Origin of the sequence: uncultured Marinobacter sp. (assembly GCF_947488835.1) — a bacterium.
Taxonomy (GTDB): Bacteria; Pseudomonadota; Gammaproteobacteria; order Pseudomonadales; family Oleiphilaceae; genus Marinobacter.
On the sequence record NZ_CANLBK010000001.1, the window covers coordinates 448869 to 468881 of the forward strand.

Consider the following 20013-nt stretch of genomic DNA (forward strand, 5'->3'; position numbering starts at 1 on the left):
ACAGGGTTAAAGGTTTATCGTACGGCACTGATGGCGTTGCAAATCCCGATTTCAGTGTCTATTGTTTAATCAATATCCAAACCGGATCTGTAGAGACTTGGTATTCATGAACGAAGCGTTGCCCGATCTTATTGCCCGATTCACAATTCGGCACGGTCTGTTCCGTAAGGAACGGGTTGATGCTGCGCTTTTTGAACTGGACTCTTACGGGTGCGTTATGAAGACGGACAAGATGTTCAATCCAGGCGATACAGTCACGCTCGATCTGATTATGGACATGCCGTTTGATAAAATCCGGGCGGAGAATGTGTCTGGGTTGATTACTGAACGCAGAAAGCACTGCAGCAACTTTTTTTATTCGATCGACTTTTCCGATTTAAAGTCAGACGGTGACACCACTCTTGAAGAAAAATTACGCCGTATCAGAGAGGTGCTTTCCAAAAAGCAGTCGTTGAAGTCACGACGTTCCTCGGGTTCTGTGTCCAACATGCGGCATATAGCCTGATTCCTATCCGTTCTACCCGCCTGCAAGGAGTCAATACCATGGCGAAAAATGCCAAATCGAGCGTTGATAAAATTGTAAAGAAGGTCAACAAAGAATTTGAAAAAACCTCCGCCCAGATAGAAACTTTGATCAACGATGCAATGAAGCACTTCGACTCTCTGCAGCATCAGGTTCAAGACCCGGTGCGCAGATTACTGAAAGAAGTGGATGAGCTTCGTGAGCGCGAAATGAAGCGCTTTAGTGATGAGTTTGAGCGCCGGCTGGAAGAGTTCCACGAACTGCAATCCAACATTCTCGAGCGTTTGGGTGTTGCGTCCAAAGAAGATATTCGCAAAGCCGAGAAAGAGAGCAAGAAGCAGCTCAAGAAAGCGCCTGCTAAAAGTACTACTGCCAAAGAAACCAAGGCCAAAGCACCTGCGGTCAAAAAAGCCGCACCTAAAAAGGCAGCAGCCAAAAAGCCCGCAGCAAAGAAAGCACCGGCAGCCAAGGCTAAGAAAGCCGCGGATAGAAGCGATCTTACCTTGGTTAAAGGCATTGGGCCTGCCACAGCCAAAAAGATGAAAGACGCCGGCATTACCTCCATTGACCAGATTGCCAATCCATCGGCAGCAGACACGGAAAAGCTGAAGGCTTTCTCCAGCATCAAGGGGTTCGACCAACTCACGGCCGAAGCTAAGAAAATTAACTGATGCGAGCGCCTGAGCAGCCTGTATTACGGGACATTGTCCTGATTGGCGGCGGGCACAGCCACGTCGGGGTACTGAAACGGTTTGCAATGAAACCCGTTCCCGGCGTGCGCTTAACCCTCATCTGCCGTGACACCCACACACCCTATTCCGGAATGCTGCCAGGTTATGTGGCTGGGCATTACAGCTACGACGATGTTCACATCGACCTCAGTCGCCTCGCGGAATTTGCCGGCGCACGATTTTATCGCTCCGAAGCCATCGGCATAGATCGCAACAGCAAGCGCGTGATCTGCAAAGGCCGGCCGGATGTGCCTTACGACATACTCTCGATCAACATTGGCTCCTCTCCCAGAGTGAATGAGGTTGAGGGCGCTTCTGAATTCGCGGTGCCTGTCAAACCAATCACAGGTTTCAATAATCGATGGCTTGCTCTGCTCTCCCGTATCGAGAATCACCAAGGCCCCCTGACTATTGGTGTTGTAGGTGCAGGTGCAGGAGGCGTAGAACTTACACTTGCCATGCAGTTTCGCCTCAAGAGCGAGTTGGAAAAACGTGGGCGGGATTCCGATCAGCTGCACTTCCATTTATTTGATGCAGCCAAAGAAATTCTTCCGACCCACAACACCAAAGTGCGTGAGATATTCCGAAAGACACTCGCTGATCGTGGTGTAAAACTCCACCTTGGCTCTCCGGTAGAAAAAGTCAGCGACGGGCTATTGCGCATGGCCTCAGGTGAGACCCAGCAGGTAGATGAAGTGCTTTGGGTTACCCGAGCTGGCGGGCCAGCCTGGCTGCAAGAAACCGGCCTGGCGCTGGACGACGGCCTGTTCCTGCGGGTACGTGATACCTTGCAGGTTGAAAACGACGACAGCATTTTCGCCACCGGTGATATAGCCAACGTGGTTAACCACCCCCGAGAGAAAGCTGGCGTGTTTGCAGTGCGCCAAGGTCCACCGCTGGCTGACAATCTCAAACGCATGGCATTGGGCAAAGCACCAAAAGATTTCAGTCCCCAGAAAAAATGGTTGGCGCTGATCAGCACCGGTGACAAGTATGCGGTAGCCTCCCGTGGCGATATGCAGTTTGATGGCCCCTTGGTGTGGCGATGGAAAGACTGGATCGACCGTCGGTTCATGGAAAAATTCACCGACCTTCCTCCCATGGAAGAATCTGGCGCCCTGCCCGATACCGCAGCCGCCCAGAATCCTGAGGAGGCATCCCAGGCCATTTCTGCAGTTGCCATGCGCTGCGGTGGGTGCGGTGCCAAGGTAGGCAGTACGGTGCTTTCGCGAGCGCTAGGCGAGCTACGCCCCATTGATCGGGACGATATTATTATCGGCCTGCATGCGCCGGATGACGCCGCTGTGCTGAGAGTGCCGCCAGGGAAAGCGGTGGTGCATACCGTCGACTTTTTCCGGGCTTTTATTGACGACCCTTACACGTTTGGTCGCGTTGCCGCCAACCACGCCTTGGGCGACGTTTTTGCCATGGGAGCTGAAGCCCAGAGTGCAACGGCAGTGGCAACGGTGCCTTATGGTATCGAATCCAAGGTGGAAGACGTTGTTTTCCAGATGATGTCTGGTGCCGTGGATGTACTGAATGAAGCCGGCTGTGCGCTGGTGGGCGGTCATACAGGTGAGGGCCAGGAACTTGCACTGGGCTTTGCCGTTAATGGCCTGATCGATCCGGATGAAGTGATGAGCAAAGGCGGCTTGCGCGCTGGCGATGTGCTCATTATCACCAAGCCGATCGGCACCGGAACGCTCTTTGCAGCCCACGCCCGCTTGGCGGCCAAAGGTCGTTGGATCGATTCTGCCCTCGCCTCCATGGTGCAGTCGAACAAAGCGGCAGCGGACTGTCTGCGCCGTTCGGGCTCAAAAGCCTGTACCGATGTGACCGGTTTCGGATTACTGGGACACCTGGTTGAAATGACTCGGCCATCCGGTGTGGATGCGGAATTGGATCTCTCTGCTATTCCCATCCTTCCGGGTGCGGAAGAAACCGCTGCGGCAGGCATTCTCAGTTCCCTTCAGCCAGCCAACATACGCTTGCGTCGTGGTATTCGGGATCAGGAAAAATGGGTGAATCACCCACGCTATCCACTGATTTTTGACCCACAAACCGCGGGTGGCTTGTTGGCGAGTATTTCGGCCGATAAAGCAGAAGAGTGTGTTCGAGAGCTAAAAGCCCTCGGCTACCCGCATACCGCCATAATCGGTCGGGTAACCCCGCAGGATGAAAGCGGGCCAATCGAGCCGATTACGTTGAAAGATTGAATTCAGCATTGATTCCCGGAGCAGCGCTGCACCGCAAGTGCAAGCGCCTGCTCCAGGGACGCCTGTTCTTTTTCCGGAGTGAACAGCCCAGCCAGCTGGCCCACCTGTCGTCTTAACTGCTCTAAAAACTTCGAATTGGTTTCTGCCCGTTCGAGTACCGCTGCCAAAGCCGATGTGTTGCCAACCGGGTAATAACCAGCATAATCCCTACCAAGCAACCCGATATTTCCGGATATGTTTGAAGCAATTATCGGCAGGCCCGCGCGACAGGCTTCCGATATTACGTTTGCTCCGCCCTCCATCACTGAGCTCATCACTAATAGTTGGCTCTTTGCCATCAGCCCCACAACATCGGATTTCTCAAGTTCACCAAGCCAGCGAAACCTTGGGTTCTCATCTACTTCCTGGAGCGCAAGGCGTTCCCAATGCGCATCGTGGGCCTTGCCCGCGCACAAGACACGGATTCGGGAAGTCTTTGGCAGCGCCCTTGCCGCCTTGGCCGCCGCCAGTGAGTCCTTTTCAGACCTGAGGTGACCGATAACACATACATTAAAATCAGGCGCGGCAGGGTCACTGGTTCCGGGCATCTCTGTTGGCTTATCGGCTGACTGAAACAGCGTGACCAGCTTGTCCCGAAAACTCTCAGGAATATCGGCGCCCACTTGTGCGTGCAATCCAATAAGCGCATCGGCCGCCTGCATGGAGTAAAGGGTTTGCTCCGGATATTGGTACTGATGCCGATATATGTCTGTTCCCGTAAGGGCCACCACCAAAGGTTTGCTCGGCCAAGTCTCACGAAACAACTGCACGGCATCGTAGCTGCGCCAGGCATGAAGGGCGAGGAATAGCTCACAGGGCTCACCACGGTATTCCGTGACAACGGACACCTGATGCCCTGAACGTTCCAGCAACGCTTGCCAACGCTCTGCAGTTGCCCTGTTACCAGCTTTCGACCCAGGGGCAGCCGGTGTCATGATGATAATATCCATAGGTATCTTTGGTATAAGTAAGCCCTTACCGGGCCCGGGTGAAGCTTTGGTAGACTAACATAGGGCATCTGAAGAATAGTGCCCGGATACATGACCCATTTTAACCCGAAAACCGTATAGCTGTTCAGGCTAGACGGCAATCAGAGTATCCTGCTCCTTACAATATCAATCACATAACCGATCAAGGATTTCAAATGGCTTTGAATCTTATACGGAAGTTAGTGGTATCCAGCTTGTTCTGCGTCACCGCTGTAACCGCATCGGCAGAAACATTTGTATTTACAGCAATCCCTGATGAAGACGAAACCAAACTGGTAGAACGTTTCCGCGGTGTAGCTGATTACCTCTCCGAGCAACTGGATGTTGATGTACGTTACATCCCAGTGAAATCCTACGCCGCAGCGGTTTCAGCATTCCGCAACAACCAGGTGCAATTAGCGTGGTTTGGCGGCCTTTCTGGCGTGCAGGCCCGCAGGCTGGTTCCGGGTTCCGAAGCTATCGCTCAAGGTGTTGAAGACGAAGCATTCGAGACCTATTTTATTGCGAACACCAACACTGCTATTGAGCCGGCCGCTAAGTTTAGCGATCTTGAAACTCCGCTGAAGGGAAAAACTTTCACCTTTGGATCAAAGGGCTCAACCTCTGGCCGCCTTATGCCAGAGTTTTATGTGCGTGATACCTTTGGTGCCAAGCCAGAAGATTTCTTCTCGCGGGTTGGCTTCAGTGGCAACCACACACGCACTCTCCGTTTGGTTGAAGCCGGAACCTACGGCGTAGGTGCGCTCAACTTCCAGGTTTGGGAGAAAGAGCTGAGTGACGGGAATATTGATACGGATGCCGTTCAGGTGATCTGGAAAACGCCCGCCTATCCGGATTACCAGTGGACTATCCGTGGTGATGTAGATAAGCGTTTTGGCGAAGGTTTCAAACAGCGCGTTACTGAAGCGTTGTTGAACCTCGATAATCCGGAGCTTCTGGAAAGCTTTCCGCGCTCTGGTTTTATTCCTGCCTCCAATGACGACTATGAGCCGATTCGCAAAACTGCCGAAGAGATTGGAATCCTAGATTGATGTCAGGATTCGATTTCTCTGGCCTTACGGCATCATTCAGCGGCAAGCGGGTAATAGGCCCGCTGTCGCTGGATGTTAAACCGGGCGAAAAAATTGCACTTGTGGGCAAAAGCGGAGCGGGTAAATCCACGCTTATCCGCTTGATTCATGAACGAGTCAATCGGGATTCGTCGCTTATCCCGCAGGAGCTGGGTTTGGTGAGTGCCTTGTCCGTGTTCCATAACGTATTTATGGGGCAGCTGGACAAACATTCCACCTGGTATAACACGGTAACTCTCGCCCGGCCCTTTGCTAAGGACCGTGCCGATGTGAACACCCTGTTGCAGTTACTTGGAATGACAGAAAAACTCTGGACGCCCACCGCTTCCCTTTCGGGTGGGCAACGGCAGCGTGTGGCTATTGGCCGGGCCTTATACCGTAACGCATCCATACTCCTGGCTGATGAGCCTGTTTCAGCACTCGATGGGCCCATGGCAAATTCAGTAATGACACTCCTTCGAGATCGTTTTTCAACGAGTATTATTGCGCTGCATGATGTGGAACTGGCGTTGAGTTACTGCACCAGAATAGTTGGCATCCAGGATGGGCAAATCGCTCTGGATGAATCAAGCGCGAAGCTTGTGGCTTCAGACATAATGTCTCTTTACTAGGTAACACAGCCGTTTCATGCTTTCTTCCCCAACGGTTCGTACCAGTCTTATTTTCCTTGCCATCGCCTTGGTCGGGCTTCTGTTTGCCGACATTGCCATAACGGCATCCAATCCCTGGCGAGATCTAGGTAACTTTTTTCTCGGAATTGTAACGCCCAATTTTTTCAGCAGCGAAGGCTTGATGACCGCCCTGTTAAGAACGGTCGCTTTCGCCTTCGTTGGGGTGGCGCTTGGCGGCGTTGCAGGGTTTCTTCTTGCTCTGGTTTACCGCTCCCTGCCCGTGCGCATGTTCTGCGCGTTTATTCGTGCGATTCACGAACTGTTCTGGGCACTTATCTTCCTGCAGTTTTTTGGTTTCCACCCGTTAACCGGGGTGCTGGCTATTGCTATCCCCTACGCGGGGATTTTCGCCAAGGTGTACTCGGAAATTCTCGAAGAGGCAGATCCGGAACCCGGTCGGGCCTTGCCTCCAGGCACCGGAATTGTCTCGGCGTTTCTCTACACCCGGATTCCAGACTGCTGGGTAAAGATGCGCACCTATACCGCTTACCGCCTTGAGTGCGGCTTGCGCTCCAGCGCGATTCTTGGCTTTGTTGGCTTGCCAACACTCGGGTTTTATCTGGAGGCCTCGTTCTCCCAAGGGCTGTATTCAGACGCCGGCGCCATGCTGATTCTGTTTTACATCCTGATTGCTACCATGCCCCTTTGGGTGCGGCCAAAGCTTCTGCCCGTATACATTCTTGGCGCCCCCTTCTTTCTTGGTGAAGGTTTGCCCATTGTGTGGGGCAACGTGCAGCGCTTCTTTACGGAAGACATAGTGCCGGCCCCACTGCGAAACGGCGAAGGTCTCGCGGGCCTTACCCCCTGGTTGAATGACTTGATGATTAACGAGGCCATGCCGGGCATCTGGAACACCATTGTGCTCACTCAGATTGCCTTGGTGGCTACCGGGATTATATCGTTGCTGGCATTCCCGTTGATCTCAAATCACTTTGGCGGTCCCTTAAGGCGCAATGCCGGCCATGTTGCATTGGTGATTGCGCGCTCTACACCTGAGTACATTCTGGCTTATATTCTCTTGCAGCTATGGGGGCCATCCATGTTGCCAGCGGTTGTAGCTTTGGCTTTGCATAATGGCGGCATCATTGGGCACCTGATAGGCCGGCAAACCAGCTCAATCAAGCTCCGTCCCGACGCGCCAAGCGGCTTGAATCGATATGGCTGGGAACTGGTGCCCCGTGTTTACCGTTCGTTTTTGGCGTTTTTGTTCTATCGCTGGGAAATAATCATGCGGGAAACAGCCATTCTGGGGATTCTCGGCATCTACACCCTTGGGTTCTATGTAGACAGTGCCATACAGAACATCCGGTTTGATCGAGCCATGGTACTGATACTGGTAACCGCCCTGCTCAACATCGGTGTGGATACACTAGGGCGCTATATACGTCGCAAGCTTGCACTCCAGACCATGCCAACCTGCTAAGGCGCGGCGCCACAGAGAATAGAGACTTAGCGCTTACATTCTATGTGCCCAGTCACCATGTCGGAACCGCCTGATACACTGCCCAGAATATCTGATTTGGCAAAGATACCCGAGCGGTGCAGCAATGAAATGCCCACATAACAGTTGCTTACCGCCTTGTTATCAGTAAACAAGCGAAGTGGCACATCAAGCTGCCCCTCGAGGTAATTGAGAAAGCGTGAGGTATTTCGCTCCCGCTTTGCCTGTTTAACCTGCTCTACATAAGGCACTTCCGCGGCATAGGAAAAACCAAAACCAATACCAAAGCGAAACCACTCCTTCGATGACCAGGGCGGCTTAGCCGGCGTCATGGCCATGACATAGGCGTTGTATTCGCCAAAATTATCCTGGTATCCATTTTCGAAACGGCGATTTAGCGAAAGCCTGCCCCAATAATCGACGTACTTGCCGTCGGAAATCAGTTTTCCCAGCGTTAAGCCGGCCATGTAGGCGTGAACATCCTCACTGCGCTTCAGAGTACCTGTGAGTGTTCGAGTAAATGGTCCTTCAGCCTGGTAGCCAGAATTCAGTCGCCAAGACCATTCTCCGGAACGTTCTGACCCTGGCTGTTTGGTTGAGTCGTCCAGAGCATTCCCGAACAAGTAAGCAAAACCAAATGTGGCCGAAACAAGCTGCGATTCGTCCACCAGTGGGCTGTTGTAGATCTCGCTATCTACATGCTCGGATGCAACGTTTGTAAACAGCAGCAAACGGGGTGTTGCCTGATAGGAGGTATTTACGCCTGCGCGCCAGAAAGCGGCGGAATCCGGTTCATAGGCAGGTCTGTCGGCCCTCGCCTCATTTGCGTCAACACCATAGTAGTAATCTGTAAGGTCGCTGTCCTGATACACGTAACTGACAAACGGCGTGAACGACCAGCGGCCACTTTCCCATGGGTAAGAGTAGGTGAAATCCCACTCGTAACCGTTGTGAACGCCAAGAACGTCATTTGCCCAGGTTGCGGAAAGCGAGCCCCAATCCCCGAAAAATGTGGCAGAGAAGCCCATGTCGACGGTCTGATCTCGATCGTCAATGCCACTGAAATAGGGAGAGGCATCCGATTCAAGCCGGTTGAAGCGATATTTGGCAAGCAGATCAACTTTTAACCAATCCGATTTCACAAGATGTGCTCCCGCTGAAGTGCCATGGGCGAATAGCCACTTTCCTTCATAGAGATACAGCGGAATAAGGTCTGCTTTGCTGTCGTTGAGCACGCCCGATATATTATCCACCCCAGCGTAGGGGCTCGTTCCTCTACGCAAGGCTGCCCCAAGGCCAACTGTGCCTGCGGGCACTTCGTTAACAGACGTTCGGGTGTCCGGCAGGCTGGCGTATCCATCACCCGCAGTTAAACAAAGGCTTAGGCAGACGCTGAACCTGATACATCCTGATTTCATTTTGAGTTTCCGGTTTGTCGCAGATACCCCTGGTTATAGAACAGGGCCAATGGTTGCGATAACGTTGTGCCAAATCCTTTCGTGATAATGCCAGGCAAGAACCTCTGGCAAACTGACCACCTCAGATCGGCTGATATAGCTCTGCTGGCGTTCTTTAATGGCCTGTGTCGTGGCCTCATCTTGCAGAAGAATATTGTTTTCGTAGTTGAGATCGAAGCTTCTCAAGTCGAGATTCGAGGACCCGATCAGGCTGATTTTACCGTCAATGGTGAGGGTTTTTGCATGAAGCAACCCTCCTTTGAACTCGTGAATCACGCAGCCGGCATCGAGCAACCGGTGATAATAGCTACGGCTGGCAGCAGCCACAATCCAACTGTCATTAATTTTGGGGAAGATCAGCGCAACTTTCACGCCCCTATAGGCCGCTGCGCAAAGGGCTTCCAGTACCGTAGCGTCGGGAACGAAATAAGGCGTAGAAAGGGTCAGTTCGCTTTGGGCGCAGGCAAACAGGTTAGCAAAGAGATGCGGCGTGGCACCGTGGCGCTCAGTTGGGCCAACGCCCATAACCTGTGCGGGAAAACCGCCCTCCCCACGCCCTGACGATAAAGGTATGTCATCCAGTGACTCGTTGGTGGCCTGCATCCAGTCACTGGCAAACAACAATTGATTTTGAACCACTACCGGCCCGGTAAACCGGAGCATGATATCTACCCAGGGCGCGTATCTTGCCTTAACCAGGAACTCCGGGTCTGCAGAGTTCCGGCTGCCGCAATAAGTGATACGAGCATCAATCACCGTAATCTTGCGGTGGTTTCGGAGATCCAGCCGGCTGGTCAGAATGGTGCGAACAGGATGCTTCAGGGATAGCGCAACCGCCATATGAACGCCCGCCTCTGCCATACGCTGCCAGAGCGGGGAGTTGATAATCGCACGTGAACCCAGCCCATCCGCCATGGCCCGGCATACCACGCCTCTATGGGCCGCTCGAATCAGGGCTTCAGCAATGGCGTGACCGGTATTGTCGTCAAGCCAGATGTAATAGAGCACGTGAACATGATCGGTAGCTGCATCTATATCGGCCACCATTCTTTCAAGAGTTTCATTGCCGTCTCTCATAAGCTCGGCAGTATTACCCGATGAAGGATGGAAGCCGTTGATGGAACCTGCATAACGAAATGCAGGCCGATACACCGGCTCAATCAGCGCCTCGGTATTGGCAGCATCACCCATAAACCAGGACGCTTTCGCCCTTATTTCGTGGAAAACTTCTTTGTGTCGCTTGCTCGCGCGATTGCCAATATCTGTTTCGCCGAACAGGAAATAAATTGCGCTGCCGAAATAAGGCAACAAATTGAGAACCACAAACCAGGCAAGCCGACCGGGAGGCGAGAGATCATCCCGGAGCAAAATCCGAATGGTAAACGTAAGAACCAAAAGAGTGTGGAGTACCAGAATAACCGTCATCAGGCTGCCTTTGGTGGTGTTGGACCCTTCACTTATTCACTAGCCGCTGGGAACCTTGTCACAATTTCTTCAGGTCGATCGGCTTAAAGGCCGGTAATGACCAAGAGTTCGCGGCGACTTAAGGATACAATCCGTTACACTGTTGAAACGTTCTGTAATAGTTCATTCAAGGTAGCACCGCTCATGATCGAAGGACTTGTTGTACTGACTCAGGTCGGCCTGCTGGTTTTGGTTGTGACCCTGGTGTGGCGAATGCTAATACTGACTCGCTCCGAACCTCTACTAGCGACTGCTGCTGACAGCCAACTCCTACCGGTAACACGCAAAGAAAAGCCGGTTGTTCAAAAGCAGAAACGTCTAGCCTCTGCAGATCGTACAGAGTTGTTTACCCAGCTGCACATTCTTGCAGGGCTTCAAGAACGGGATTGTCGAATAAGTGGCCTACAGCTGAATGACGCGCCGGAAACGGTTCGTGCTTATGCGGCAGCCTGGTTATACGGAGCCGGTTGCGCTCTGTGCGACCAATCAGAACGGCACAGTGATTCATTGGCGGGCTTGGTGGCTCAGATCGCCGCGCGTAAAACCGGTATTCGACAGTCTGAGGCCGTGCAGGCGATTGCAACACTGACATCCTGCGGTGTGCTGCTTGCCTGTTTCCGCGCCGGGCTTGAAGGCGCAGAATTTTGGCAGACCCACCAGTACGTTCAGCCTGAAAACAGCCTTTACTCCGCTATTACCGCGAACGCACTGATCTGATATTTTAACCTTTGGGCTGCTCCAGCACCCAGTCTGTGCCCAGCGGTACTGAATCTGCCTGGTTGGGCTTATCCGCTGGCACGCCTGCTACAGATGGGCGAGTAAATACACCATCTTCCGTAGATTCCATAGACTCCACATCTACTGAGAGAATCAGGTAGGTTGTTCCACCAGACAATACTCTGGCCCGATGGGTAAGACCAAAAACAAAACGGCAATAATCCAACTTCAGTTGCATTAGATCCTGTTCTGCCTTGCGGATCTTCCTCAGCAGTACTTTTTGTACACTTTCCCCATAATCCATCATATTTTCTCTGAAGTTGGCGCGACTTTGTGCGTGATTTTACACTGTTCTCGGGTTTTGTCAGCCAAGGCATCGTGTGAATAAGGGCCAGTTTAGCCTGCTCAATGACCCTCGCTCTGAAAGACGAGCTTCAAGGGCACGGATTCTGAAAGAGGCTGCTGGCCACTCTGTAGATCAACGCGCCATACCATCTCAGCGGCGGTGGTGCATAAAGGCGCAACGAAGTGCGCCAAATATTGCCCATCATCTCCTCGGCGTAATGGTATCGGGTACTCGCCCATGTACATGGACTCCCCCCGCAGAACTGCAATAAAACGTTCTGGTGTGTCTGGCGCAGAAACTGTTAACCGGTATTCTGCGCCCTGCCCTTCGTCGCCAATACTCTGCAGGCTCACACTCCACAGGCCCGCTTCCGTTTCCCATTCACAGGGAGGCCCCATCAAGTCGCATGCAGGTAGCACTATGGCTACGGCCCCATTGTCCGGGGGTTGTAACCAGCGAACACTAAATACAGCTATTATCGCCAGGCCCAAAACGAAACCCAAAATCAAAATCGCTCGTAACATACCGATACCGGGCTTAAACCCCTGTTGAAAACCACAAAGCATTATGGACACTATCTGCGTCAAGGCAAAGATTTCTAAACCAGCGCCATACATGAGAAAATGCCGCGCTCGCATATCTGACCCACTTTCAAAAACAGGAATACGCCCGTGCAGCCGGATATTTCCGTTAAAAACCTCAACAAGATTTATGAGGGCGGTTTCCAGGCCCTGAAAAACATCAATCTTGAAATCAATCGGGGTGAAATTTTTGCTTTGCTTGGCCCAAACGGCGCCGGCAAAACCACCATGATCAGCATCATTTGTGGGATCGCTAACATGACATCCGGTGAAGTCCGTGCGGGTGGTTTTGACATAGTTAAGGATTACCGCAAGGCTCGCTCAACCATTGGCCTGGTGCCGCAAGAGCTAAATACCGATTCATTTGAAACGGTTTGGAACGCAGTATCGTTCAGCCGGGGCTTGTTCGGTAAAGCGCCCAAACCGGCCCACATCGAAAAAGTATTGAGAGATTTATCCCTGTGGGATAAACGAGACAACCGTATCATGACCCTGTCCGGCGGCATGAAGCGCCGTTTGATGATTGCTAAAGCGCTGTCTCATGAGCCCCGAATACTGTTTCTTGATGAGCCTACGGCAGGCGTGGACGTGGAACTTCGCCGAGATATGTGGGAGATGGTTCGAAAACTCCGGGAAGACGGTGTAACCATCATTCTCACGACTCACTACATAGAAGAAGCGGAAGAAATGGCGGATCGCATCGGAGTGATACGCCAAGGTGAAATCATTCTGGTGGAAGAGAAGAGCCAGTTGATGAGCAAGCTCGGTAAGAAAGAACTCCGCCTACAACTGCAAAACAAACTGGACGAGGTGCCGAGTGAATTGCGAACCGAGCCAGTTGAGTTGTCGGAAGATGGCTACGAACTGATATATACCTTCGACTCACAGCAGGAGCAGGCTGGCGTCGCGAGACTACTGCGAACCCTTGGCGATATAGGGGTTGATTACCGCGATCTGCGCACCCGTGAGAGCTCCCTGGAAGACATATTTGTCGGCCTGGTGCATGAACAAGCCACCAAAGGCTAACAGGAGAAAGCATGAATTTTTACGGTGTTAAAGCCATTTACAACTTTGAAATGTCCCGCATGCGGCGCACTCTGATGCAAAGCGTGCTTTCACCTGTCATCTCCACCTGCCTGTATTTTGTGGTGTTTGGCTCTGCGATTGGTTCCCGCATGGGCGATATCGACAACATTGCATACGGCGCCTATATCATCCCCGGCCTGGTGATGCTCTCGTTACTGATGCAAAGTATCTCCAATGCCTCGTTCGGCATTTATATGCCGAAGTTCTCCGGCACAATTTACGAAGTGCTTTCTGCACCGGTATCTTACGTGGAGGTGGTACTAGGCTACGTGGGTGCTGCGGCAACCAAGTCGGTGATACTGGGCCTTATCATACTCGCCACCGCCAGGCTGTTTGTGGACTACAGCATACTGCACCCATTCTGGATGCTGTCGTTTCTGATACTGACCGCCGTAACCTTCAGCTTATTCGGGTTTATCATCGGAATATGGGCCGACGGTTTCGAAAAGCTGCAGATCGTTCCCATGATGATCGTAACCCCACTCACCTTTCTTGGGGGCACCTTCTATTCCATCGACATGCTTCCGGAAGTCTGGCAAACCATCAGCCTGTTCAATCCAGTGGTGTACCTGATTAGCGGGTTCCGGTGGGCTTTTTATGGTGTGTCTGATGTACACATAGGGATCAGCGTAGGGATGACCCTGTTATTCCTGGCAACTTGCATGGCAGGTATCTGGTGGATTTTCAAAACCGGCTATCGGCTGCGCACCTGATGCGATACCGCTACACCCTGCTCTGCATTGTGGCCACATTGGCCGGCTGCTCTGGCTCGGCTGCTGTTGAGCCGTCAGCCAGCCTACCGGTTATAGAAGGATGTTTTGTAACGGCCGCCAACACCGTTAGTGTCAGCCTGGAACTGGCGCGGGCGCCCAGGGATCGTCAGAAAGGTTTGATGGGCAGAGAGTCTATGGCCGCCAACTCGGGCATGCTGTTCGAGTATCAGGAGCAGCAGAGCCGGGACCATGGTTTCTGGATGTTCCAAACCCTTATCCCCCTGGACATCGCTTATCTGAATGACCAAGGCGTGATTGGCAACATTAAACAGATGGCCCCTTGCGACTCATCAAGTGGCGCGCGCTGCCCCAGTTACCCTGCGGAGGTTGCGTTCATCTCAGCCGTGGAAATGAACGCAGGGTTCTTTGACGCTAATGAAATTGCGGTCGGAGACCGTCTCAAGCTTGGCGAACAGAACTGCAGTAATCGCTAGCTGTCTTTCCACTCCGGTTTGCGCTTATCCAGAAACGCACAGATGCCTTCCCGGGCATCATCCGCAAGCAGGTTTTCCGCCATCACCCTGGCCGTGTAGTCGTATGCATCGGCCAGCGGCATTTCCAGCTGTTTATAGAAAGCGCCCTTACCTATTTTCAGCGTGTGCCCGGATTTTTCTGCAATGGTGCGGGCCATCGCGTACACCGTTTCATCCAGCAAGGATTCGTCGACAACGCGGTTTACCAGCCCTAGCTGCTCTGCACGGGCAGCGCTGATCATTTCACCGGTAAGAAGCATTTCCATAGCGTGCTTTCGGGATACGTTGCGAGATAGTGCGACCATAGGCGTTGAGCAGAACAACCCGATATTCACACCCGGCGTCGCAAAGCGAGCAGAGGTTTCCGCTACCGCCAGATCACAACTCGCCACCAGCTGGCACCCAGCTGCCGTTGCAACACCCGCTACCCGGGCAATCACGGGCTTTGGCAGGTTGACCACCTGCTGCATTACCTCACTACAGCGCTTAAACAACGCCAACTGAAACTCGTGGCTGTCGAGTTGATCTCGAATTTCTTTCAGGTCATGACCAGCACAAAACACCTTACCCTCGGCCGCAATCACTACAACGCGGGTAGTGTTGTGTGCGGCGATATTTTCGAGAGCCTCCGCCAGAGCATCCAGCATGCCCATGGAAAGACTATTGCGCCGCTCAGGCTGGCTCAGGGTAAGGGTTGTAATGCCCATTTCATCGGTATGTTGTTTCAGAAGTTCGGTCATGGCTGGCTACCTCGGTTCACCGTAAATCAGAGAACAGTCAGTATCAGGCAGGATGCGTTCGCTGTCGAAGCGACCTTTAGCGCATGTCACAACACGTTGTTTTTTCGATATTCGCCGGGAGCAACGCCCATCCAACGCCGAAAAGCCCGGGTAAAGCTGGCCGTATCGGTGTAGCCCAAATGAATGGCTAACTCGTCGAGTTTCATGTCACTGCCGCTGAGTATCTGCGTAGCCGTTTGTCGACGCTCTTCATCAACCAGAGCCCGAAAACTGGTACCTTCCTGCTCCAACTTCCGCCGAAGGCTTCGGGATGACATAGCGAGTGCGCTGGCCACCTCATCAAGTGTTGCCACCAACCCAAGCGGGCCAAGAATTTGCTGCCGCACCAACCCGGACAACCCACTGGTTTGCCGTTGTTCCAGCTGCAAACGGCATTGATCGTTCAGCATCCTCACCAACCTTGCATTGAACGTCGGCAGCGGCTTATCGGCGGCAAGGCCCGCCACCATAATTGCGTTACGGTGACTGTTATAGGTTGGGCGAACCCCAAGAACCTCTTCAATAAAACCAGCATACACAGGCTCAGGCCCTTCAAACTCTGCTTTACTGATCGCCAGGCCAGATAAACTAAGCTCCCGCACCAGATTCACGCCCGTTGCCAGATCACGCTCCAGCAGAAACTGGCGCACATGCGGAGGAATAGATTCCGGATCTAAACCAATTCCAAAGAAGCCATCTTCATCGAAACAATACAGCCGACAATAGGCCGTGCTTAACGGCAGGTAACGGATGGCCGTTTTAGCTGCATCCCTTAGCGTGCGGCTGGTACTCAACGCAAAGCCCCAAATACCAAACGTCGCCACGTTGTATTGCATCCCGAGCTTCAAGCCCAGCGCAGGCGTGTCTGGCAACGCAAGAATCAGGTTCTCGATCAAACGCATTTCCTGATCGAGGGCAATCAGTGCCTCGCCATCCCCTAACGCCTCATCGGTGATACCCGTGCCCTGCAGACAGGTGTCTTTATCGACACCCAGGCTGGCGGCGAAGTTAAGCATCACCTGGCTGATGACAATGGGATGAAGAATGGGGTCTGCGTTAATCATCAAGGTACTTTTATAGTTTGGGTTTGATCAGCATAACTGGCCACAAGGGCTTCTCGATTGGCCAGAGCTGCCCTGTGTGCAGGTTACCGAAGACATTACATTGAAAGCATATTCCCAACAAATATTAAAACGAGAGGTGAGCATGCTCCAGGATGTAAGTACAGCCAACCGCGAAGCCGTTGTTTTCGCAAAGAACTACATGGGGCAATTCGGATGGCCAACGGTTGTTTTAGTCGCATTGGTGCTGGCTGGCTTTGTCGGCAACCTGGCTCTTTTTGCGTTTGGCGTGGTGCCAGCCTGGGCCGCAATGCTTATTCTTGCCGCCCTCACCTATATGGCCTACACCCCGGTGCATGAAGCCGTTCACGGTAATATCCATGGCAAGCATGACAAGCTGCGCTGGGTGAACGATCTGTGCGGCTATTTAATGGCTCCCCTGATCGCTATCCCCTACGCCTCACACCGGCTTGAGCATTTTACCCATCACCGATACACCAACCAGCCAGACAAAGACCCGGATTATCTGATCAGCGGAATCGGCCGAGGGCCGATTGGAGCAATTCGCACGGTGTTCCGATTTTTATGGCTACAAAATACGTTTTTTGTAAACGCCCACTGGGGCAAAGCCACGATTAAGGAGCGAACCGTGTATTGTGCAGAGATCGCGGCTTCTCTGGGGTGGCGACTGGCCTTTCTCGCCTTGGTTGATGTGCCCGGTGCTGCCAGGGTGGTTTTTCTTGGATACGTGATGGGGGGCTTTTTCACAGCCTACTGGTTCGCCTATCGGCCACACATCCCTTACAAGTCTGCGGAGCGATACCGCAACACCAACAGCCTGATCATGCCCACCTGGATGAAGCCGTTAGAGTGGTTCTGGCTGGGACAGAATCTGCATTCCATCCATCACCTATTCCCCAGAGTTCCCTTTTATCACTACCACGCACTTCACCGGGATATTGAGCCTATCATTCGGCAACAGGGAACGCCGATACTTTGCATATTCACACGTAAGCCCCTGACGCCAAAAGCAAGCCGATGATCATAATCTGTATACTAGGTTCCAGGTAAATTGTTTGAGGCAAACCGCGTGACAAAAGCACTCCGTACATTTCTTGCTCTACCAGTGGCTGCAGCACTGCTTACTGGCTGTGAGTTATACAAAAACGGGAGTGTTGAGTCAGAAAAGAAAGTGGAGCCAATTGCCTGGTGGGAGCCACTGGAGCCAGATTTGACCATCAACGGCGATGAGTTTTACGCCGGCACCTGTTCCATCACCCGAGTAACAGGCAGTAGTGATGAGAAAACCGCAGAAGTCATATTCAAAGTCCCATCCCGCCTGTTCACCCAGTGCTCCAATAGCGGGCGTGGTGAGAAGGTCCTCGATTACGACGGTGAGTATATTGTTTTAAGAGTTTGCGAGATCGCCTACGGTGCAGGTGGTTGTGGAGGTGATAGCTACAGAAGTGCAGACTTTGAAAACTGGGAAGAACACATAGGCGTTACGTGGATTAATGGCGAAGAATACGAAGCCTGGAGAAAAGTTGGTTCCAAATCATCAAAAGCGGACTCGGTGAAAAAGGTGGTCAGGGAATAGCCGGCATTCGGCGTGTGCTAGCCCTTACGATAGATCCCGACGTCCCAACCCCGGTAGGTTGTTGAGAAATCAATGTTCAGCCCCACCTTCGCGGCTACCCGAACTGACGCTATATGGCGATGAGCGATAATCGCGATGACAGAATCCAAGCCACATTGCGAAAAGCCGTACGCGAGCGCTGCCGCGGCAGCCTCTGACGCCAAACCTCGGCCCCATACATTACGAGCGAGGCGATAACCAATCTCCACCTCCTGCACTCCGTTCAGGTCAACCGGACTCAAGCCGCAAAAACCAATGATGGCTCCCGAAGAACTGTCCACAACCCCCCACTGACCAAAGCCATGCTCTTTGTATGACACCAGACACCCGTCAATAAATTTTCGGGTGTCGTCATCAGTGCACGGCCCATTGGTCGAAAACTCCATTACTTCTGGATCGCCAAGAATTTCCCCAAGCGCACCAACGTCAATTGAGGTGAATTCTCGAAGTACTAGTCTCGGCGTTTCTGCTATGAACATTCCACCTTCCTTGATAGATCTTTGTGCACACAACGTGTCCAAGCTGATAGTACTCATCCATGTTTCTTCGATTCAACCTAAAACAACAACACGTACTTCACCAAACTCAACTTTAACTGCCAATTATTCTCCGGAATCCAACGAGCGCGCAAATTCTGATACGGCTTGCAGTTTTTCGATATCGGATGGTATTGAAAGCGATTCTTGGGCATGCGCAATAACAAGGCGGGCAGATTCCAACGCCGCTGCTTCCATTTTTTCGTTGCCGACGGATGTGAGTGTAGCCAGTGCTTTTAGCGTTCGGAGGACAACCTCAATGGTTCCCGCACCGTCACGGGCAATAGCATTGAATGCATCCTCAAACAAATCACTTAAAGGAATCTCCGGTACAGCAACACGATCATACTCGATGCGGGGTAGTTCCTGCTCTGAAATCTCCTGGGCCAACTCCGCGAACAATCGAACAAAAATACCAGTAACTTGGATCGCGGTTCCAGGGTCGTTGACAGCAGGAGACAGCGCACGACTAGCAATTTCGGACAGCGTAATAAGACCAAACCGGGGATCATCATCGAATGTTCGCTGGTTGCCGATAAAAAATGCGTTAACTATCGATGCCGTTTCGATCACTGCCTCTGCATCCCTGCCGCCTCTTAGATAAGCCAGCGGCCGATTAGGTGCCACAAATGCACCTGGAAGCGTCGCTACTATAATCTGCATTTCTCCATTCTTTGCGGCAGTCTGCAAAGCATCCATATCGATCCGCTGAATATAGCCAACAGTGGTTGGAAATACTGGCAAACCATCTGTTTGATGGTCTGACTGAGTCCCTCCAAGGAAAGGCTTCTCTCTTCGCCGGCGCAACGCTTCGGCAGTGGCTTTCTCAACCTTGGCGATTGTTGTGCCGAGCCGTCCCAGCCGAGCGATTCCATCAACCCATTTGATAAAGTTGATAATGACTAATACAAAAACCACTATGGTAATAATAAAAAGGATGAACCTGCCTGCTTTTTCGTAATAGCCATTCAACAACGCAACCTGAGCGACGATACTGAAAATAAATGCACCAATAAACGTGGACAATGCATTTTGGGAGACATCGTCGGAGACAACCAGCGTGAAGGCCCGTGGAGTCGCCGAATTGCTCGCAGACTGATAAGCAGCCAGCATCGAGCCCACGGCAAATACCGCCATGACCAGCATGCTTGCCGAAATGACCTCGAGCAGCATCTCAATTGATTCGGTATTTACCTCGGGGGCCTTCTGAAATATCTGGAACTGGTCAGCCCATTGAGCGATGAAAGCGATAGCGATGGACACAAGACAAACGAATAGCGGCTTGACCCACAGCCTCTCACCTATACGATTGAGTATAAACCTGAGTTTGTCTTTCATGCTTTATTCCACCTTGAGGTGAAGTTAAGCGTGCCCTTCTTACTTGGTTTATGAGGTAAGTTTTCGTAAGTAGCCAGGGCGCGCGC

Annotated in this window: 21 protein-coding genes; 12 read left to right on the forward strand and 9 right to left on the reverse strand. The window is 52.3% G+C overall.

Annotated elements, in window-relative coordinates; translation table 11 throughout:
- Nucleotides 1-106: 106 nt before the first annotated feature.
- Genes Q0824_RS02090 through selD form a run of 3 tightly spaced genes read left to right on the forward strand, consistent with a single transcriptional unit; the run spans nt 107 to nt 3470 of the window.
- On the forward strand, nt 107-505 hold the full coding sequence (locus tag Q0824_RS02090; RefSeq protein WP_298447114.1) for a hypothetical protein: 399 nt from the start codon (nt 107-109) through the stop codon (nt 503-505).
- 38 nt (nt 506-543) lie between these two features.
- A complete protein-coding gene (locus Q0824_RS02095) occupies nt 544-1194 on the forward strand; it encodes a helix-hairpin-helix domain-containing protein (RefSeq protein WP_298447115.1) in 651 nt (216 codons plus the stop codon).
- A complete protein-coding gene (gene selD, locus Q0824_RS02100; RefSeq protein WP_298447116.1) occupies nt 1194-3470 on the forward strand; it encodes a selenide, water dikinase SelD in 2277 nt (758 codons plus the stop codon). The genes Q0824_RS02095 and selD overlap by 1 nt, the downstream gene beginning before the upstream one ends.
- A 2-nt stretch (nt 3471-3472) precedes the next feature.
- Here the strand turns inward: selD and senB are convergent, their stop codons facing one another.
- On the reverse strand, nt 3473-4444 hold the full coding sequence (gene senB, locus Q0824_RS02105; protein ID WP_298447117.1) for a selenoneine biosynthesis selenosugar synthase SenB: 972 nt from the start codon (nt 4442-4444) through the stop codon (nt 3473-3475).
- 209 nt (nt 4445-4653) lie between these two features.
- Between senB and Q0824_RS02110 the strand changes: the two genes are divergently transcribed.
- Genes Q0824_RS02110 through Q0824_RS02120 form a run of 3 tightly spaced genes read left to right on the forward strand, consistent with a single transcriptional unit; the run spans nt 4654 to nt 7662 of the window.
- Nucleotides 4654-5529, forward strand: a complete 876-nt coding sequence (locus tag Q0824_RS02110) for a putative selenate ABC transporter substrate-binding protein (RefSeq protein WP_298447118.1) — start codon at nt 4654-4656, stop codon at nt 5527-5529.
- Complete coding sequence (locus Q0824_RS02115; protein WP_298447119.1) at nt 5529-6179, forward strand: ATP-binding cassette domain-containing protein; 651 nt, start codon at nt 5529-5531, stop codon at nt 6177-6179. Before Q0824_RS02110 ends, Q0824_RS02115 begins: the two co-directional genes overlap by 1 nt.
- Nucleotides 6180-6195: 16 nt before the next feature.
- Complete coding sequence (locus Q0824_RS02120) at nt 6196-7662, forward strand: ABC transporter permease (RefSeq protein ID WP_298447120.1); 1467 nt, start codon at nt 6196-6198, stop codon at nt 7660-7662.
- A 26-nt stretch (nt 7663-7688) separates the two neighbouring features.
- Here the strand turns inward: Q0824_RS02120 and Q0824_RS02125 are convergent, their stop codons facing one another.
- The gene (locus Q0824_RS02125) at nt 7689-9098 is read right to left on the reverse strand and encodes a MipA/OmpV family protein (protein ID WP_298447121.1); all 1410 of its coding nucleotides are present in this window, start codon (nt 9096-9098) and stop codon (nt 7689-7691) included.
- A gap of 33 nt (nt 9099-9131) precedes the next feature.
- Complete coding sequence (gene cls / locus Q0824_RS02130; protein ID WP_298447122.1) at nt 9132-10562, reverse strand: cardiolipin synthase; 1431 nt, start codon at nt 10560-10562, stop codon at nt 9132-9134.
- Nucleotides 10563-10745: 183 nt separating this feature from the next.
- Here cls and Q0824_RS02135 point away from each other — a divergent pair, with 183 nt between their 5' ends.
- Nucleotides 10746-11318, forward strand: a complete 573-nt coding sequence (locus tag Q0824_RS02135; RefSeq protein WP_298447123.1) for a hypothetical protein — start codon at nt 10746-10748, stop codon at nt 11316-11318.
- 4 nt (nt 11319-11322) lie between these two features.
- On the opposite strand, the gene Q0824_RS02140 is transcribed toward Q0824_RS02135, so the two are convergent.
- Both Q0824_RS02140 and Q0824_RS02145 read right to left on the reverse strand, forming a co-directional pair.
- Nucleotides 11323-11625: a hypothetical protein gene (locus tag Q0824_RS02140; RefSeq protein ID WP_366521618.1), complete on the reverse strand. Its 303-nt coding sequence runs from the start codon at nt 11623-11625 to the stop codon at nt 11323-11325.
- A 98-nt stretch (nt 11626-11723) separates the two neighbouring features.
- Nucleotides 11724-12188 carry a hypothetical protein gene (locus Q0824_RS02145; RefSeq protein WP_298447124.1) on the reverse strand — a complete coding sequence of 155 codons (465 nt, stop codon included), beginning with the start codon at nt 12186-12188 and terminating at the stop codon, nt 11724-11726.
- A 147-nt stretch (nt 12189-12335) separates the two neighbouring features.
- On the opposite strand from Q0824_RS02145, the gene Q0824_RS02150 reads away from it, so the two are divergent.
- Genes Q0824_RS02150 through Q0824_RS02160 form a run of 3 tightly spaced genes read left to right on the forward strand, consistent with a single transcriptional unit; the run spans nt 12336 to nt 14538 of the window.
- Nucleotides 12336-13271 carry an ABC transporter ATP-binding protein gene (locus Q0824_RS02150; RefSeq protein ID WP_298447125.1) on the forward strand — a complete coding sequence of 312 codons (936 nt, stop codon included), beginning with the start codon at nt 12336-12338 and terminating at the stop codon, nt 13269-13271.
- An 11-nt stretch (nt 13272-13282) separates the two neighbouring features.
- A complete protein-coding gene (locus tag Q0824_RS02155) occupies nt 13283-14044 on the forward strand; it encodes an ABC transporter permease (protein ID WP_298447126.1) in 762 nt (253 codons plus the stop codon).
- Nucleotides 14008-14538, forward strand: coding sequence for a DUF192 domain-containing protein (locus Q0824_RS02160; RefSeq protein WP_298447127.1), 531 nt, complete (start codon nt 14008-14010; stop codon nt 14536-14538). The genes Q0824_RS02155 and Q0824_RS02160 overlap by 37 nt, the downstream gene beginning before the upstream one ends.
- Here the strand turns inward: Q0824_RS02160 and Q0824_RS02165 are convergent.
- Nucleotides 14535-15317: an enoyl-CoA hydratase gene (locus tag Q0824_RS02165; RefSeq protein WP_298447128.1), complete on the reverse strand. Its 783-nt coding sequence runs from the start codon at nt 15315-15317 to the stop codon at nt 14535-14537. The genes Q0824_RS02160 and Q0824_RS02165 overlap by 4 nt on opposite strands.
- 86 nt (nt 15318-15403) lie before the next feature.
- The gene (locus Q0824_RS02170; RefSeq protein ID WP_298447129.1) at nt 15404-16420 is read right to left on the reverse strand and encodes an AraC family transcriptional regulator; all 1017 of its coding nucleotides are present in this window, start codon (nt 16418-16420) and stop codon (nt 15404-15406) included.
- 142 nt (nt 16421-16562) lie between these two features.
- Between Q0824_RS02170 and Q0824_RS02175 the strand changes: the two genes are divergently transcribed.
- Together Q0824_RS02175 and Q0824_RS02180 are read left to right on the forward strand one after the other, a co-directional pair.
- The gene (locus tag Q0824_RS02175; RefSeq protein WP_298447130.1) at nt 16563-17459 is read left to right on the forward strand and encodes a fatty acid desaturase; all 897 of its coding nucleotides are present in this window, start codon (nt 16563-16565) and stop codon (nt 17457-17459) included.
- A 48-nt stretch (nt 17460-17507) separates the two neighbouring features.
- Nucleotides 17508-18014, forward strand: coding sequence for a hypothetical protein (locus tag Q0824_RS02180; protein WP_298447131.1), 507 nt, complete (start codon nt 17508-17510; stop codon nt 18012-18014).
- A 17-nt stretch (nt 18015-18031) separates the two neighbouring features.
- On the opposite strand, the gene Q0824_RS02185 is transcribed toward Q0824_RS02180, so the two are convergent.
- Nucleotides 18032-18532 carry a GNAT family N-acetyltransferase gene (locus Q0824_RS02185; RefSeq protein ID WP_298447132.1) on the reverse strand — a complete coding sequence of 167 codons (501 nt, stop codon included), beginning with the start codon at nt 18530-18532 and terminating at the stop codon, nt 18032-18034.
- Nucleotides 18533-18655: 123 nt separating this feature from the next.
- Nucleotides 18656-19927: a DUF2254 domain-containing protein gene (locus Q0824_RS02190; protein ID WP_298447133.1), complete on the reverse strand. Its 1272-nt coding sequence runs from the start codon at nt 19925-19927 to the stop codon at nt 18656-18658.
- Nucleotides 19928-20013 lie beyond the last annotated feature (86 nt).

Bases quoted from the DNA above. Each gene is read 5' to 3' on its own strand.
- selD (WP_298447116.1), top strand. From the start codon at position 1,194: ATGCGAGCGCCTGAGCAGCCTGTATTACGGGACATTGTCCTGATTGGC.
- senB (WP_298447117.1), bottom strand. From the start codon at position 4,444: ATGACACCGGCTGCCCCTGGGTCGAAAGCTGGTAACAGGGCAACTGCA.
- Q0824_RS02135 (WP_298447123.1), top strand. From the start codon at position 10,746: ATGATCGAAGGACTTGTTGTACTGACTCAGGTCGGCCTGCTGGTTTTG.
- Q0824_RS02090 (WP_298447114.1), top strand. From the start codon at position 107: ATGAACGAAGCGTTGCCCGATCTTATTGCCCGATTCACAATTCGGCAC.
- cls (WP_298447122.1), bottom strand. From the start codon at position 10,562: ATGACGGTTATTCTGGTACTCCACACTCTTTTGGTTCTTACGTTTACC.
- Q0824_RS02095 (WP_298447115.1), top strand. From the start codon at position 544: ATGGCGAAAAATGCCAAATCGAGCGTTGATAAAATTGTAAAGAAGGTC.
- Q0824_RS02165 (WP_298447128.1), bottom strand. From the start codon at position 15,317: ATGACCGAACTTCTGAAACAACATACCGATGAAATGGGCATTACAACC.
- Q0824_RS02120 (WP_298447120.1), top strand. From the start codon at position 6,196: ATGCTTTCTTCCCCAACGGTTCGTACCAGTCTTATTTTCCTTGCCATC.
- Q0824_RS02140 (WP_366521618.1), bottom strand. From the start codon at position 11,625: ATGATGGATTATGGGGAAAGTGTACAAAAAGTACTGCTGAGGAAGATC.
- Q0824_RS02110 (WP_298447118.1), top strand. From the start codon at position 4,654: ATGGCTTTGAATCTTATACGGAAGTTAGTGGTATCCAGCTTGTTCTGC.
- Q0824_RS02155 (WP_298447126.1), top strand. From the start codon at position 13,283: ATGAATTTTTACGGTGTTAAAGCCATTTACAACTTTGAAATGTCCCGC.
- Q0824_RS02190 (WP_298447133.1), bottom strand. From the start codon at position 19,927: ATGAAAGACAAACTCAGGTTTATACTCAATCGTATAGGTGAGAGGCTG.
- Q0824_RS02170 (WP_298447129.1), bottom strand. From the start codon at position 16,420: ATGATTAACGCAGACCCCATTCTTCATCCCATTGTCATCAGCCAGGTG.
- Q0824_RS02145 (WP_298447124.1), bottom strand. From the start codon at position 12,188: ATGTTACGAGCGATTTTGATTTTGGGTTTCGTTTTGGGCCTGGCGATA.
- Q0824_RS02115 (WP_298447119.1), top strand. From the start codon at position 5,529: ATGTCAGGATTCGATTTCTCTGGCCTTACGGCATCATTCAGCGGCAAG.
- Q0824_RS02185 (WP_298447132.1), bottom strand. From the start codon at position 18,532: ATGTTCATAGCAGAAACGCCGAGACTAGTACTTCGAGAATTCACCTCA.
- Q0824_RS02175 (WP_298447130.1), top strand. From the start codon at position 16,563: ATGCTCCAGGATGTAAGTACAGCCAACCGCGAAGCCGTTGTTTTCGCA.
- Q0824_RS02125 (WP_298447121.1), bottom strand. From the start codon at position 9,098: ATGAAATCAGGATGTATCAGGTTCAGCGTCTGCCTAAGCCTTTGTTTA.